This is a genomic window from Sphingomonas yunnanensis, assembly GCF_019898765.1.
Classification (GTDB): Bacteria; Pseudomonadota; Alphaproteobacteria; order Sphingomonadales; family Sphingomonadaceae; genus Sphingomonas; species Sphingomonas yunnanensis.
In genome coordinates this window covers 103,532-118,521 of the sequence record NZ_JAIOKB010000008.1, presented here as the reverse complement: position 1 = coordinate 118,521, position 14,990 = coordinate 103,532, and the positions used below count along the sequence as shown (strand labels likewise).

At 71.9% G+C, this 14,990-nt stretch carries 11 protein-coding genes; 5 read left to right on the top strand and 6 right to left on the bottom strand.

What is annotated here, in order from left to right; genetic code table 11:
* Positions 1-98: 98 nt before the first annotated feature.
* On the bottom strand, positions 99-2,309 hold the full coding sequence (locus K7957_RS17970; protein WP_425517218.1) for a penicillin acylase family protein: 2,211 nt from the start codon (positions 2,307-2,309) through the stop codon (positions 99-101).
* 176 nt (positions 2,310-2,485) lie between these two features.
* Between K7957_RS17970 and K7957_RS17965 the strand changes: the two genes are divergently transcribed.
* Complete coding sequence (locus K7957_RS17965; RefSeq protein WP_223013886.1) at positions 2,486-4,438, top strand: ATP-binding protein; 1,953 nt, start codon at positions 2,486-2,488, stop codon at positions 4,436-4,438.
* A 212-nt stretch (positions 4,439-4,650) separates the two neighbouring features.
* Positions 4,651-4,830 (top strand): hypothetical protein, encoded by a 180-nt coding sequence (locus tag K7957_RS17960; protein ID WP_223013884.1) that lies wholly within the window; start codon positions 4,651-4,653, stop codon positions 4,828-4,830.
* Between the two features lie 9 nt (positions 4,831-4,839).
* On the opposite strand, the gene K7957_RS17955 is transcribed toward K7957_RS17960, so the two are convergent.
* The 4 genes from K7957_RS17955 to K7957_RS17940 are packed head-to-tail and all read right to left on the bottom strand — an operon-like array spanning position 4,840 to position 8,057.
* Positions 4,840-5,175 (bottom strand): protealysin inhibitor emfourin, encoded by a 336-nt coding sequence (locus tag K7957_RS17955; RefSeq protein ID WP_223013882.1) that lies wholly within the window; start codon positions 5,173-5,175, stop codon positions 4,840-4,842.
* The gene (locus K7957_RS17950; protein ID WP_246617243.1) at positions 5,175-6,254 is read right to left on the bottom strand and encodes a M4 family metallopeptidase; all 1,080 of its coding nucleotides are present in this window, start codon (positions 6,252-6,254) and stop codon (positions 5,175-5,177) included. Before K7957_RS17950 ends, K7957_RS17955 begins: the two co-directional genes overlap by 1 nt.
* Before the next feature lie 20 nt (positions 6,255-6,274).
* Positions 6,275-7,054: a hypothetical protein gene (locus K7957_RS17945; RefSeq protein ID WP_223013880.1), complete on the bottom strand. Its 780-nt coding sequence runs from the start codon at positions 7,052-7,054 to the stop codon at positions 6,275-6,277.
* Positions 7,055-7,064: 10 nt separating this feature from the next.
* Positions 7,065-8,057, bottom strand: coding sequence for a hypothetical protein (locus K7957_RS17940; RefSeq protein ID WP_223013878.1), 993 nt, complete (start codon positions 8,055-8,057; stop codon positions 7,065-7,067).
* Between the two features lie 333 nt (positions 8,058-8,390).
* On the opposite strand from K7957_RS17940, the gene K7957_RS17935 reads away from it, so the two are divergent.
* Positions 8,391-9,377 carry an aldo/keto reductase gene (locus K7957_RS17935; protein WP_223013876.1) on the top strand — a complete coding sequence of 329 codons (987 nt, stop codon included), beginning with the start codon at positions 8,391-8,393 and terminating at the stop codon, positions 9,375-9,377.
* A complete protein-coding gene (locus K7957_RS17930; RefSeq protein ID WP_223013874.1) occupies positions 9,374-10,234 on the top strand; it encodes an NAD(P)-dependent oxidoreductase in 861 nt (286 codons plus the stop codon). The genes K7957_RS17935 and K7957_RS17930 overlap by 4 nt, the downstream gene beginning before the upstream one ends.
* A gap of 139 nt (positions 10,235-10,373) precedes the next feature.
* Here K7957_RS17930 and K7957_RS17925 read toward each other — a convergent pair whose 3' ends face one another.
* Positions 10,374-11,435, bottom strand: a complete 1,062-nt coding sequence (locus K7957_RS17925) for a phosphatidylinositol-specific phospholipase C1-like protein (RefSeq protein ID WP_223013872.1) — start codon at positions 11,433-11,435, stop codon at positions 10,374-10,376.
* A gap of 193 nt (positions 11,436-11,628) precedes the next feature.
* Between K7957_RS17925 and K7957_RS17920 the strand changes: the two genes are divergently transcribed.
* On the top strand, positions 11,629-14,862 hold the full coding sequence (locus K7957_RS17920) for a glycoside hydrolase family 2 TIM barrel-domain containing protein (RefSeq protein ID WP_223013871.1): 3,234 nt from the start codon (positions 11,629-11,631) through the stop codon (positions 14,860-14,862).
* Positions 14,863-14,990 lie beyond the last annotated feature (128 nt).

The window sequence follows — 14,990 nt, the reverse complement described above, 5'->3', positions numbered from 1 at the left end:
GATCTACGCTGCCGCACAGCCGGCGCGTGATGCGCTCGCGGTGAGGTGGATCCTGAAACAAGTTCAGGATGACGGCAGGTAAGGCGAAGCGCGGTCTCTCACTCCCCCGGACGGTAGCGCCGCTCGACATGGCCGGTGAGCTCGTCGGGGTAGAAGTAGATCGGCCGCAGCGCCCCGCTGGCATAGCGCTCCACCTGGTCGGCGAAGTGGCGCGAGGCCGGGTCGCCGCTCTGCCCGCCCGCCATCACCGCCGCCGCGCGCACGCGCGGCCCGAACTCGACCACCGCGACGAAGCTGTTGCCGCTCGTCCCGTAATAGCGCCGCGTGCCCGGCCAGCGCTTGGCGCCGAAGGAGGCGAGGCTGCCCCATTGCGCCGAGGTGAAGGGTACCGGGACGGAGGCGCGCCCGTCGTCGAAGTGCGGCGCGATGGCATCGTCGAGCCGCTGGAAGCGGTTGATCTGTCCCCAGGGCGTGCGCCAAGTGCCGAAGTCGCGCGTGAGCCGCGCCACCGCCGCCTCGAGCGCGGCGAGCTTGGCCGGCGCGGCGACGCGCGTCGCGATATAGTCGGGCACGTTGACTCGCTCGGCCTGCGCGACGTCGCCGACCTCGCGCCACAGCTGGTCGCCCCAGGACACCGCGAGGCTGGTCGCGACCGACTCCGCTGCCCAGCGATAATCCCAGTGCTCCAGCTCGGCGATGGGGGCGGCCAGCGCCGCGCGCCGCGGATCGGACGCCGGCAGCGCGCGCCATGCGGCCACCAGCGGCGGCAGCAGCCGCGCGAAGGCGGGCAGATAGGAGTCGTACGCCGCGGCGCGCAGCGTCTCGGCGGTCCAGCCGCTCTTGACCTGGAGCAGCAGGTCGGCGTGCGCGCCGCGCGCGTTGCCGCCGGTCTGGTCCATGTAGCGCGGATAGTCGGCAGCGCGCGGGCTGTCGGCGCCCGCCGCGCTCCACGGCCAGTCGTTGGTGTTGTGGACCCAGCCGGTGCGCGGGCTGAGCACGCTCGGCAGCGTGGCGAGCGAATGCAGCCCTTGCCAGTCGGTGCGCGGGTCGCTGCCGTCGACCGGGCGGGTGTAGTCGAAGCGGTCGGCGCGGCGCGGCATGAACTGCGGCATGAGGAAGGCGATCTCCCCTCTGTCGTCGGCGAAGATCGTGTCGTTGGAGGAATTGGCCTTTCGCCCGGCGATCCGGAGGTAGGCGGCGAGGTCGGTGGCGCGGGTGCGCAGCCAACTCTGCTCGAGCGCGGGACGGGGCCGCCACATCAGCGCGGTCGCGATCCAGCGCCCGTCGCGCTCGGCGGTGATCGGGCCGTGATGCGTCCGCCACGTGGTGAAGCGCCGCTCCGCCATCGTGCCGTCCGTGCGGCGGTAGCGCAGCGACACCGCGCGCGCCGCGACCGGTCGCCGCGCCGTGCCGTAGCGGTAGGTCCAGCCGGCCCCGCGACGCTCGACCCGCTCGGCGAACTCGTCCACGTTGTCGACGGTCGACGAGGTGTGCATCCAGCCGGCGTGCGCGTTGAACCCCTGATAGACGAAGAACTGGCCCCAGGTGCTCGCACCATAGACGTTCAGCCCGGTGTCGCTGCTCAGCTGCGCCTCGGAGCGGAAGTAGAAGCTGGTGTGCGGGTTGATCAGCAGCAGCGCGTGGCCGTCGCGGGTGAGCCGCGGGGCGATCGCGATGCCGTTCGAGCCCGACGGCTCGCGCGGCACCACCCCGAGCTCCTCCGGCGTGGGTGGGGTCGGGCGATCGTAGAAGCTGCGCAGCGCGCTCAGCGGGATGCGCTCGACGTCACCGCCGATGCTGCCCTCGGTGAAGCTCAGCACCATCCACGGCTCGTAGCGGGTGAGCACGCGCGGTCGCACCGCGGGATGGGTGGTGAGATAGAAGTTGAGCCCGTCCGCCCAGGCCTGGGCCAGCGCGCGCAGCCAGGGCGAGCAAGCGGCATAGTCGGCGCGCAGCTCGGCCTCGTCGACGAAGAGGCGCTGGCGCAGGTCGGCCCAGAGCGCGGCCTCGCCCTCCGCCTCGGCGGTGCGACCGAGCGCGGTGAGGTAGTTGGCCTCCACGCGGGCGAGATCGTCCTCCGCCTGGGCGTAGCTCAGCGCGAACACCGCGTCGGCGTCGCTGCGGCCGTGGACGTGCGGGATGCCCCAGTCGTCGCGCGTGATCGTCGCCGCGGCGGCGTGGCGACGCCAGCGCGCGGCGTCGGGTTGGGCAGCGTCGCCCGGCGCGGCGAGCGCGATCGCGATCGCGAGCAGCGTGGCGACCGCGGCGATGCCACGATAAGGGGAGCGAAGGTGGGGAGGACGGTCGATCACGGCCCGAGGATAGCTGCGCCACCGGCGGAGGCAACGCCGCGCGCGTGGTGCCCTCGCCCGCCATCATCGCTGGTTCTTCTTGAGATAAGTCAGTAGCCTGGAAGCGAGCGGCCGCGGGAACGGCGATGTCGCGCGAGACGAGGGAGCCGAGCGCGGGTGAGGGAGGTCGACGCATGAGGCGCTCGCTCGCTCTGCTCGTGCTCGCGGGGGTGATCCCGATCGTGGCGCTGGGCGGGACGTTCGGCGCGCTCACGCTGCGCAGCGAGCGCGAGGCCGTCGCCGCGCGCGGCCGCACCGACGCCAATCTCGCCGCCGCCCTGGTCTCGCAGACGCTGCGCAGCAACGTCGCCGCGGTCCAGATGGTGGCGCAGTCGCCCGCGCTGGACGGCGCCGCGCCGGACCTCCCGCGCTTCGCGACCCTGGCGCACCGCATCCTCGTGAACCAGCGCGATTGGCACGCCATCGCGCTGGCGGACGCCGAGGGGCACGTCCTGTTCAGTACGGTTTCGGCGGGGGCGGCGGTGACGCTCGCCGGCCTCGACTCGGCCGCGCTGCGCCGGCTGCGCGACAAAGGTGAGCCGCAGATCGGTACCTTCTCCCACGCGGGCGACGGCCAGCGCGTCTTCCCCGTCGCCGCCCCGGTCGGGCGGGCGGGGCAGGTGCGCTATGTCGTGGCGGCGTTGGTGCCCGCCGCGCGGCTCGAGCGCCTGCTCCGCGTCGAGCCGCTCGCGCCGGGCTGGACCGCCTCTATCATCACTGCCGCCGGCCCGGACCTGCTGGTGCCGCGCGAAGCCGCGCCGCTGATCCACACCGACCCGCGCCCGGTCGAGCTGTGGATGCCGGTGAGCGCCGCGCGCTGGTCGATCCGCATCACCGCGCCGGCGCAGGCGTTCCTCGTTCCGGTCCGGCGCGCCGTGCTGCTGCTGCTCGCCGCGGCGGCGCTGTGCATCCTGCTGCTGGGGCTGCTCGCGCGACTGCTCGCGGTCGAGCTGCGCCAGGTGCGTAGCCGCGATGCCTCCGAGCTGCAGCGCCAGCGGATGGAGACGCTCGGCCGGCTGACCGGCGGCGTCGCGCACGACTTCAACAACCTGTTGACGCCCATCATGATCAGCCTGGAGCAGCTGCGGCGCCACGCCGCCGACGCGGCCGCCACGCGCCACGTCGACGTCGCGATGGCCGGGGCCGAGCGCGCGCGGCTGCTGGTCAGCCGGCTGCTCGCTTTCTCGCGCCAGCAGCAGCTCTCGCCCGAGCCGGTCGAGCTCGCCGCGTTGCTCGACGGGCTCATGGACCTGATCGAGAAGTCGCTGACCCCCGCGATCACGATGACGGTCGCGGTCGCGCCCGAGCGCTGCGCCGCCGAGGCCGATCGCGGGCAGCTCGAACTCGCCATCCTCAACCTCGTCATCAACGCGCGCGACGCCATGCCCGACGGCGGCGAGCTGCGGCTCTCCGTCGCGCGCGCGGATCCGCGCCACACCGAGGGTCTGCCCGCGGGAGCCTATGTCGCGATCACCGTCTCCGATACCGGCAGCGGCATGGACGCGGCGACGATGGCGCGCGCGGTCGATCCCTTCTTCACCACCAAGCCGATCGGCAAGGGGACCGGCCTGGGGCTGTCGATGGTCGACGGCTTCGCCTCGCAGTCGGGTGGCGCCTTCGTGCTCGAGAGCGAAGCAGGCCGTGGGACGAGTGCGCGGATCGTGCTGCCGTGCAGCGCGCGGCAGGCGGTCGCGACGCCGCTCGCCGCGGCGGCGGCGGGCACGAGCGCGCTGACGATCCTGCTCGTCGACGACGACCTTCGCGTGCGGCGCGCCACGGCCGAGGTGCTCGCCGAGGCCGGTCACGCGGTGGTCGAGGCAGCCGACGTGGACGAGGCACTGGCGCTGCTGTCGACGCGGGAGGCCGTCGACGTGGTCGTGACCGACTTCATCATGCCCGGTCGCTCGGGCGCCGAGCTGATCGAGCAGCTACGCGCCGGGTGGCCGCGGACCGCAGTGCTGATGGTGACCGGCCATGTCGAGGACGATGGCGTGCTGCCCGACGGCGTCGAACTGCTGCGCAAGCCCTATCGCGGCGCCACGTTGCTGGCGGCGGTGGAGCAGGCGATGCGCCAGCGCGCCAGATGACGGGCGCCCGGAGGGGGTGGCGGTTCACTGGACGGGTGGGCCGGTTAATCTTCGACCCGATGCGCCCGGATCGCGCCGCGGCGCGTTGGAACTATAAGCGGAGAAGCGCGACAGTCACGACGAGAGGTCAGCGCGTCACGCTGCCCATCATCGCGACCGACGCATCCGCCCCGGTGCGGGCTTCTCCCGCACCGGAAAGGAGGAGCCTAATCATGCGCGACAGCGAGACCTTCACCGCCAACGCCGTTCGCTGCCGCGAGGAAGCGGACGCGGCGACGCTCGACAACGTGCGTGACCGCTGCCTGCGTGCCGAGGCCGCCTGGGTCGCGATGGCGTCGCGCAGCCGCCGCTCCGAGAAGGCGCGCGATGACCGGGTCGCCGCCGTCGCCTGAGCCTCGCGATCAGGCGCCGCCACGCTCGCGCGTGATGCGGCGCACCGTCGAGACCAGCGCCGCCAGCTTGGGATCGTGGATCGGTTCGGCGAGCTGCAACTCGCGGCTACGCCCATCGATCGTCAACCCGATCGTATAGGTCCGCGCGTCCGGGCGCGGTGCGGCGAACTGTGGCGTGCAGTCGAAGAAGCTGGCCTCGTCGGCGAGCCGCGCCAGCTCGGCGCGCTCGTCACTGGGCAGCCGCTCCAACGGCACGCATAAGTCCGTGGCGCGACCGGGCAGATGCGCGAAGCCGCCCTCAACCCGCATCCGCGCCTCGCCGCCGCACCCTGCCTCTTCCGCCATCAGCTCACTCCGACATCACTCCACGCCGTGCCGACCGCTGTCGCCTCGGCACTGCCAGCGCCGTACAATCGCCCGGCCACGTCCACGGTCACCCGGGCGAATGCGGCGAAGTCGGTGTTCGCTCTGACATTGGGGTCGAGCAGCGCATTATACCAGATCGTGCCGGCGCGGTCCCAGGCATTGCCGCCGATCGCCGTCGCGGCGAGATAGAAAGCGCGGTTGGGGATGCCCGAGTTGATGTGGACGCCGCCATTGTCCTGGTTGGTGCGGACGAAATCGTCCATGTGCGCGGGCTGCGGGTCCTTGCCGAGCACGGGGTCATCGTAGGCGGTGCCCGGCGCCTTCATCGAGCGCAGCGCGCTGCCCTTCACCTTGGGCGTGAACAGCCCCTCGCCGATCAGCCAGTCGGCCGTAGCGGCGTCCTGCCCGAGCGCCTTCTGCTTGACCAGCGACCCGAACACGTCCGAGATGCTCTCGTTGAGCGCGCCCGACTGGTTGAAATAGGCCAGCCCCGCCTCCTTCTCGGTGACGCCATGGGTCAGCTCGTGGCCGATCACGTCGAGCGCGAGCGTGAAGCGGTTGAACAGCGCGCCGTCGCCGTCGCCGAACACCATCTGCGTGCCGTCCCAGAAGGCGTTGTCATAGTCCTGGTCGTAGTGAACGGTGGCGTCGAGCGGCAGGCCGGCGTCGTCGATCGAGTTGCGATGATAGGCCTCCCAAAAGAGCGCGAAGGTCGCGCCGAGCCCCTCATAGGCCTCGTCGGCCGCGGGGTCGCCGGTCGGCGCGTCGCCCTCGCGGCGTATGACGGTGGCGCCGGGCGCCTCGGGCTTGTTCCCGGCGTCGCGGATCGTGCGCAGCGGGCTGGGAGTGACGATATTGCCCGCGGCGCTGCGCAGCCGCGCGACGCTGCCCGACACCGGCCCGGCGGTGGTGGCGCGGACAATCCGGATCGAGGAGTCGACCAGCAGCGCGCGGATCGCCGTGCCGCGCAGCTCGGGCGGGCCGTGCTCGGCGATGCGCGAGAGGATATAGGGCGGCAGGATGCAATGGAGCGAGTGGCGGTGGGTGAGCATGCACATCGGCGTCTCTCCTTGGCAGATCAGCGGCGGGCGCGGCGCAGCCACAGCGGTGCGAGCGCGACCCAGATGATGGTGACGAAAGCGAGCGATTGGCGCGTCTGCTCGGCGCCGCCTGGCAGGTAGCCGAAGCCGCCGAGCGAGGCGGCGTAGAGCAGGAAGGAGGCCAGCGCGACCGCGATCGCGGAGGCGTCCGGCTCGCCGCCGCTGTCCTGCGTGCCGAACCAGCGCAGCGCGACGACGAAGACGCCGATGACCGCGATCAGGATCAGCCGTACCGATCGGTCGTCGCCCGCGATACCGGTGGCGAGCGGGTATAGCGCCACGGCCTCGACCGGGAACAGCTTGGCCAGGCTGGTGTAATAGGGCTCCACGGGTGTCGCTTCGCTTGGCGCGAGTGCCTGTCGTGTCGGCTCGTCGCGCGAGCGATCGAGCCGAAGGGCACCGCGCAGGAAGGGCGTGGAAGCGGCAGCAGCGACGTCTTCGGGCGGCCCAGCGCGCAGCGCGGCGGTCGCGCGCGATACCGCGGCGGCGTAGCGCTCGACCGCGACGTCGCTCGGCATCAGTCGCTCGCCCTCGCGCCGTGCCTCGACCGAGCGGTCGAGCACGGCGGCGAACACCGGCGCGTCACCCGGCACGGTGATCAGCGTCGCGGCGAAATGGTCGAGCGCGTCGCCCAGTGCGGTGCGCAGGCCGAACAGCCGGTCGAAGTACCGCGGCAGGAAACGTCCGTCGGCGACATAGGATTGCACCTGCTCGGCGAGCGCGTTGGCGGCGGCGAGCGCCTCGGCGTAGCGGGTCATGCCGTCCTCCTCACAGCGGGCGCGCGATGGTGGCGACCAGCGCGAGCGCGCGCGCGATCCGGTCGAGGGCGAGCTGGGCGGTGGCGCGGCGCTGCGCGGGCGTCAGTCGTCCCGACAGCGCCGCGCGGAGATCGGCCTGGGCGGTGGACGCCAGCGCGAGCGCGTCCGCCACCGCCGCGGCGCGCGCGGGATCGGTGCGCGCCGCCTCGCGCGCGGCGAACACGCGGGCGGCGAGTTGCTCGCGCTGCTCGGCGGTGAGCTCGGTGCGGTGGCGCAGATACGTGCGGGACAGCGCGTTGCCGTAGAGGTCGTCGGCGCTCCGCGCGGCGGTGCGGCCCCAGCCCTCGACCTCGCCGCGCAGGTCGGCGAGCGCGCGGTCTACCGCGTCGCCGCGCGCTTCCACCAGCGCGCGGACCTTGCCCGCGGTGCGCGCCTCGCGCGCGAGCTCGGCGGCGAAGGCGGCGAGCGCGACGAGGCTCTGCCCGCGCGGTGTCGCCGGATCGGCGTCGGTCATGCCGGCCGCGGCGGCGACGCGGCCGACCCGCTCGGCGAAGGCGGTCAGCTCGGCGGACACGTCGGTGGTAGGCGCCGCGAGGATCGTCGCCAGCGCCTCGACATAGTCGCCGACCGCGGCGAGCAGCGCGACGCGCGGCTCGAGCAGCGCGCGCGGGCTGGTGCCGACATCGATGCTGAGCGCGGTGTAGCCGGGCGCGGGCGCGCCGCTCTCGGGGCAGAGCGGCGCCGGGGCTGCGGTGACGTTGGTCGGTACCTGGATACGCAGCGGCGTGGCGGGCAGGCAGCTCGGGTCGCTGGCGACCAACGCCGCGGCGGCCTCGCGGCGGCGCTGCTCGACCGACTCGAGATAGGCGGCGGTGGCGGTGATCGCCTCGCGCCCTCGCGCGGTGACGTCGCCCGCCGCCTGGATCCGCACCGCGTTCGTAGCGCAACCGGTGAGCAGCAACGCGGCGGCGAGCGCGGCGGGGGGCGGGACGGATCGGCGCATGGCGGGCGGCTTACCTCCATCTCAGCGGCGAGATCACCGAATCGGGTTACGTCGTCGATCCCATGTTCCACGCCTGTTCCATGTAGGACAGTGCAAAGCGGCGACCTGCGATGGAAAAGGCGCGGCCGGGCGGGGGTTTGCAGCGGTAGGCGGGGGGAACGCGTCGGCGCGCATCGCGCTTGAGGATGCACGTGGCGACTTCCGCCACCACTCTGTTTTCCCGGCGAAGGCCCGGGCCCAGCTGGAGCGGGCTCGGTGACTGTCACCGCCGTCGCCCAACTGGGCCCCCGGCCTTCGCCGGGAAACATGGTGCAAGGAGTTATAGGAGCCGTCATGTCCTTCCATCCGCCCGGTCCGCTCGGTTTCGGCGGTGCGCCGCTCGGCAACATGTTCGAGACCGTCGACGAGACCACCGCCGCCGAGGCACTGCGCGCCGCCTGGGACAGCGGCGTGCGCTATTTCGACACCGCGCCGCATTACGGCAGCGGCCTCTCCGAACATCGCTTCGGCGCGGTGCTGCGCGACTATCCGCGCGACGAGTTCGTCCTCTCCACCAAGGTCGGCCGCCTGCTCCGCCCCGATTCGAGCCGGCCCGAGAACCCGCCGTTCCGCCACGGCCTACCGTTCCGCGTCGTGCCCGATTACAGCTATGACGCGACGCTGCGTTCGATCGAGGATAGCCTGCAGCGGCTCGGGCTGGCGCGGATCGACTTTGCCTTCGTCCACGACCTCGCCGCCGACCATCTCGGCGAGGCCTGGGAGGAGCAGTTCGCGCTCGCCGAGCACGGCGCCTTCCGCGCGCTCGCCGAACTGCGCGACCAGGGCGTGATCCGCGGCTGGGGACTGGGTGTCAACCTCGTCGAGCCGTGCCAGCGCGCGCTGGAGCGCGCCGATCCCAACGTCTTCCTGCTGGCGGGGCGCTACAGCCTGCTCAACCAGCCGGCGCTCGAGCGCTTCTTCCCGCTATGCGAGGAGCGCGGTGCCTCGGTGGTGATCGGCGGCCCGTACAATTCGGGGCTGCTCGCCGGCGGTACGACCTTCGAATATGCCGAGGCGCCGCGCGAGATGATCGAGCGGCGCGATCGGATCGCGGCGGTCTGCGCGCGCCACCACGTCGACCTGCGCGCCGCCGCGCTCCAGTTCTGCGCCGCGCCCGCCGTCGTGGCCGCGGTGATCCCCGGCGCCAAGCGCGCCGAGAAGGTGCGCGAGAACGCGCGGTTGATGACGGCGCCGCTGCCGGCGCCGCTGTGGGACGACTTGCGCGCGACCGGGCTGATCCCGGACGCGGCGCCGGTACCGAGTGAGGGAGTGAGCGCATGAAGGTCGGATTCATCGGTCTGGGGCAGATGGGCAGCGCGATGGCGCAGAACCTGCTGGCGGCGGGGCATGAGGTGAGCGTGTGGAATCGCTCCGCGGACAAGGCCGCCGCGCTGGTCGAGGCGGGCGCGCGGATGGCGAGCTCACCCGCCGACGCCGCGCAGGGTGAGGTGGTGATGACGATGCTCGCCGACGACCGCGCGGTCGAGGCGGTGGTGTGGGGTGAAGGTGGGATCGCGGCCGCGCCCGCGCTCCATGTATCGCACAGCACGATCGGGGTCGCGTTGGCGGAGCGGCTCGCGGCCGAGGCCGGGTCGGGCGGCGTCGTCTCGGCACCGGTGTTCGGGCGACCCCCGGCGGCAGCGGCGGGCAAGCTGTTCGTCGTGGCGGCGGGTGAGGCGGCGGCGCTCGACCGCGCGCAGCCGCTGTTCGACGCGATCGGCCAGCGCACCTTCCGCATCGGCGATCACCCGCCCGCCGCCAATATCGTCAAGCTCAGCGGCAATTTCATGATCATGGCCGCGGTTGAGGCGATGGCCGAGGCGATGACGCTGGCAGAGCGCGGCGGCGTGCAACGCGCCGCGCTGCTCGAGATCCTGACCGAGACGTTGTTCGGCGCGCCGGTCTATCGCACCTACGGCGAGATATTGGTGGAGGACAAGTTCCGCCCCGCCGGCTTCCCCGCGCCGCTCGGGCTCAAGGACATGACGCTCGCCGACGCGGCGGCGACGGCCTATCGCGTGCCCATGCCGCTGCTGGGGATCGTGCGCGACCATCTGCGCGCGACGATCGCCGCGGAAGGCGAGGACATCGACTGGTCCGCGACGGCGCTGGCGGTGCGCCGGGGCGCGGGGCTCTAGGCGGCGCAGCGCCTGTCGCTAACCTGCGTTTGTTTCAGGATCCACCGTGGCGCGAGTACCGAGACCCGTCGAGCCTGCCGCATCGTGGATCCTGAGACGAGCTCAGGAGGACGCCACGAAAGGGGTCTGACGCCTACGCTCAACGCTCGTCGACCGCGCACCCCTTCGGCCGGCGGACCGGGTTGCAGCGCGCCACGCCGCCGCCCGGCAGCGCCACGTGATAGCCGCCGGGAAAGCGCGGGTCGGGCCAGACATAGTCGGTCGACACATAATGAGCGCCGCTCGCCAGCGCGGTCTCGCGGCGGCGCGTGTCGTTGGTGCGCGCCTCACGGGTCTCGGCGTCGGCGCGGGTTCGCACGAGATAGCCGGCGGCGACGTCGCGGCGGATCCGGGCGGCGTCCGCCACCGTCTCGTTGAGCGTCAGGTAGGCCGCCGCGGGTGAGTCCTCGTCGGTGTTGATGAAGAAGACGCGCCCCTCGAGCGAGCGCCGCGCGCCGCGGTACAGCGCCACCTTCTCCGGGGTCTCGTCCATCGCGAACAGGATCTTGCCGCGCGCCCGCTCGAGCGTCGGCCAGTTGTTCGCCCGCACCGCGTCGCGCAGCGTCGGGTAGCGGCCCTGGACGTCGTCGGGGGTGATCAGCTTGGCCGGCGGCAGCACCGAGCGGATCTCGGCGTCGAGCGCGTCGTAGCCGGCGCCGTCGGGCACGACCGAGTCGATCCCGCCGCGCGCCGCGTTCTGCTCGTCCTTGACGTTGAACATCAGCATGATCGGCACGTGGCGCGGGTATGCGTCGGACCAGCGGCGGATGATCGTCAGGCACTCGGTCAGCAGCACGCAGCTCGACGAATTGTCGATGCCGGGGATGTGGAGCACCTTGTAGCCCGGCCGGCGCAGCGCCGGATCGTCCGACCCCCGGGCGTAATGGCCGCCCTGCGGGTCGTAGTTGACGTCGATCTCGAGCTGGCGCGCGCCCTTGTCGAGCTGCTCGCCGAGGTCGCGGTGCGCATAGTCGAGTGCGTCGGCGAGCTTCGGGTCGGCGGCGCGCAGCCGCGCCATGGTCGCGGCGGGCATCGCGCGCTTGTAGCTGTTGTGCGTGCCGATCACCTGCAGGTCGTTGAGCCGCAGCGGCGCGGCGTCGCGCGCGATGGCGGGGGCGGCGAGGAGAGCGGCGAGCGCGAGTGCGCGGGCGGGTCGGATCATGCTCGCGCCCTTACGGAGCGCGCGTGAAAATGGCGTGACACTCTCTGCGATCGGCCGAGCCCTTCCTGCCAGCAGCAATGGTTTGCGCTGAACTTCAGCGACTTGCGCGAGACCGCTTGTGCCGGGGCGGCGTGATATTATCGTCAGACAATAGCAGGGTGGCGGAAGGCTGCCGCAGGGGAGGAAAAAGGAAATGCGCTCGCTGTTGCTCGCCGGAGTCGCCGCCGCGTCGCTGGTCATCTCGCTCGGATCGGAGGCGGTGGCGCAGGGCTTGCCGCAGGTGCAGCCGGTACAGGTCGACCCGTCCCGTCCGGACTGGGAGAACCCCGCGGTCAACGCGCGCAACAAGATGCCCGCGCACGCCACCGGCTTCCCGTACGAGACGCGGGCGCTCGCGCTGGCGGGCGCGGAGGCGCGCTCGTCCCGCTATGTCGCGCTCGACGGCACGTGGAAGTTCGCGCTCTCGCCCAGCTCGGACGACGTGCCCGCGGGGTTCGAGCAGCCGGGCTATGACGTCGCGGGGTGGAAGGACATAAAGGTCCCCGGCGACTGGCAGGCGCAGGGCTTCGACCAGCCGCGCTACAACAACGTCACCTATCCTTTCCCCGCCAACCGCCCGCTGATCCCGCACGCGACCAACCCGGTCGGCTCCTACCGCCGCGACGTGGACGTGCCCGCGGACTGGCGGGGCAGCGACGTGATCCTCCACATCGGCGCGGCGGGCTCGGCCTATGAGATCTGGGTCAACGGCGCGAAGGTCGGCTATTCCGAGGATTCGAAGCTGCCGAGCGAGTTCGACGTCACCCGCTTCGTGAAGCCGGGGCGCAACACGGTGGCGATCCAGATCCACCGCTGGTCGGACGGCAGCTACCTTGAGGACCAGGACTTCTGGCGCGTCTCGGGGATCGAGCGCTCGGTCTATCTGCTCGCCGCGCCGAGGACGCGCGTGCGCGACGTGTTCGTCCACGCCGGGCTAGACGGCGCCTATCGCCACGGTACGCTCGCGGTCGAGGTGGCGGTCACCGGCGCCGCCGCGACGAGCGCGCGCTACGTGCTGATGGACGGCGACCGAATGCTCCAGCAGGCGCGTGCCGCGGTGGCGGGAGGCGCGGGCGAGCGCAAGGTGACGCTGAGCGGCACCGTCGCGAACGTGCGCGCGTGGACCGCGGAGACGCCCAATCTCTACACGCTGCTGGTCGAGCTGTACGACGCAAAGGGCGCGCTGATCGAGTCGAGCGCGCGCCAGATCGGCTTCCGCACCGTCGCGATCGTCGACGGCCGCGTGACGGTCAACGGCAGGCCGGTCACGATCCGCGGCGTCAACCGCCACGAGCACGACCCGGAGACCTTCCACACGATCACGCGCGCGTCGATGGAGCGCGACGTGCAGCTGATGAAGCGCAACAACATCAACGCGCTGCGCATGTCACATTATCCGAACGACCCGTATATGTACGAGCTCGCCGACCGCTACGGCCTCTATGTGATGGACGAGGCCAACGTCGAGAGCCACGCGTACATGGAGGCGGGCAACAACCATCCCGACGACCGCGCCAAATTCCAGATCGGCTTCGACCCGGCGTGGAAGGACGCGCATGTCAGCCGAGTCACCAACATGATCGAGCGCGACAAGAACCACGCCTCGGTGATCTTCTGGTCGCTCGGCAACGAGGCGGGGATCGGGCCGAACTTCGAGGCGGGCGCGGCGGCGGCCAAGCAGCGCGACCCGTCGCGGCTGCTCAGCTATCTCGGCTGGGGCACGTGGGAGGGCGTCCACGACCATCGCCCCAACTACTTCGCCGACATCTACGCGCCGATGTACGACACGGTCGAGAAGATGCGCGACTATGCCGTCAACTGGCGCTTCAAGCAGCCGATGATCCAGTGCGAGTACGCGCACATGATGGGCCAGACCGGCGGCAACCTGAAGGAATATTGGGACACGATCTACGCGCACCCGGACAAGCTGCAGGGCGGCTTCGTGTGGGACTGGGTCGACCAGTCGATGTACCGCTACACCAAGGACGGGCGGCGCTACTGGGGCGACGGCGGCGAGTACGGCCCCAACCCGGGCGGCGACATCGAGTTCGGCGACGGCCTGCTCCAGTCCGATCGCACGCCCAACCCGCAATTGTACGAGCTGCGCAAGGTCTATGCGCCGGCGCAGTTCGACGACTTCGACCCGGCGACCGGGCGCGTGACGGTGCGCAACCGCCACGACTTCCGCGACCTGTCGGGGTTCAGCTTCGACTGGGAGCTGGAGGAGGATGGCGTCCCCGTCGCCAAGGGTGCGCTGGCGCCGCTCGCCACGCCCGCGCGCGGCGCGGAGACGATCGCGCTGCCGCTGTCGTCTTATCAGCGCCGTGCCGAAGCGGAATATCTCGTCACCGTCAACGTCCGCGCCAAGGAGGGGGCCATCCCCGGCGTGGCGAGCGGTACCGTGCTCGGCTTCGAGCAGTTCCAGGTGCAGCCGGGCGCGGTCACCGCGCCGGTGGGCGCGACGGGGGCGGTGGTGCTCAAGCAGGCGAGCGGCGCGGTGACTCTGTCCGCGAACGGCGCGACGCTCACGATCGATCGCGCCACCGGGCTGGTGCGCGACTATGCGCAGGGCGGGCGGACGCTCGCGAGCGGCGGCGCGCCGCATTTCTGGCGCGCGGTGACCGACAACGACCTCGGCATCGGCACCGACCGCAGGCTGGCGATGTGGAAGGCGATGAGCGACGCGCGGCGGGTCACGGCGGTGCGCAGCGCGCGGACCGACGCCGGCGCGGAAATCACGGTCGACTATGCGCTGGGCGACGGCGCGGCGACCTTCACCACGCGCTATGCCATGGCGGCGGACGGCAGCGTCGCCGTCGACGGCCAGTTCACGCCGGTGAAGACCGACCTGCCTCCGCCGTTCCGGGTCGGGCTCGCCTTCGCGATGCCGACCGACGTGACCGAGGTCGAATGGTACGGCCGCGGGCCGCACGAGAGCTATGTCGACCGCAAGACCTCGGCGCCGATCGGGCTGTGGCGCGGCAGGGTCGCCGAGCAGAACCACGACTTCATCCGCCCGCAGGAGACTGGCAACAAGGTGGACGTGCGCTGGATGGAGCTGTCGGGCGGCGGCCGCGGCGTGCGCGTCCAGGGCGACCGGCCGCTGATGATGAACGCGCTGGCCTTCCCCTACGCCGATCTCGACCGCCACACGCCCGGCACGTGGAAGTCGACCGACGTGGTGCCGCACGGCCAGGTCACGCTGCTGATCGACTCGGCGCAATGGGGGGTCGGCGGCAACACGGAATGGAGCCAGGCGGGGTTGCCGATGCCGCAGTACCTGACCCGGCTGGAGCCGACGCGCGTGACCTTCCGCCTGACGCCGTTCGCTGGCGAGGGCACCACGCCCGACCGTGCGCGCGCGGCGAGCGCGACCGGGGAGGACTGATCGCGCCTCGTCGCATCGCTTGGTGGGTGATCCATCGGGTTTAAACCAGCGCGGTGCTCCTGCGAACGCAGGAGCCCAGGGCCACGAACGTCGCGCTTGCCGCCCTGGGCTCCGGCGTTCGCCGGAGC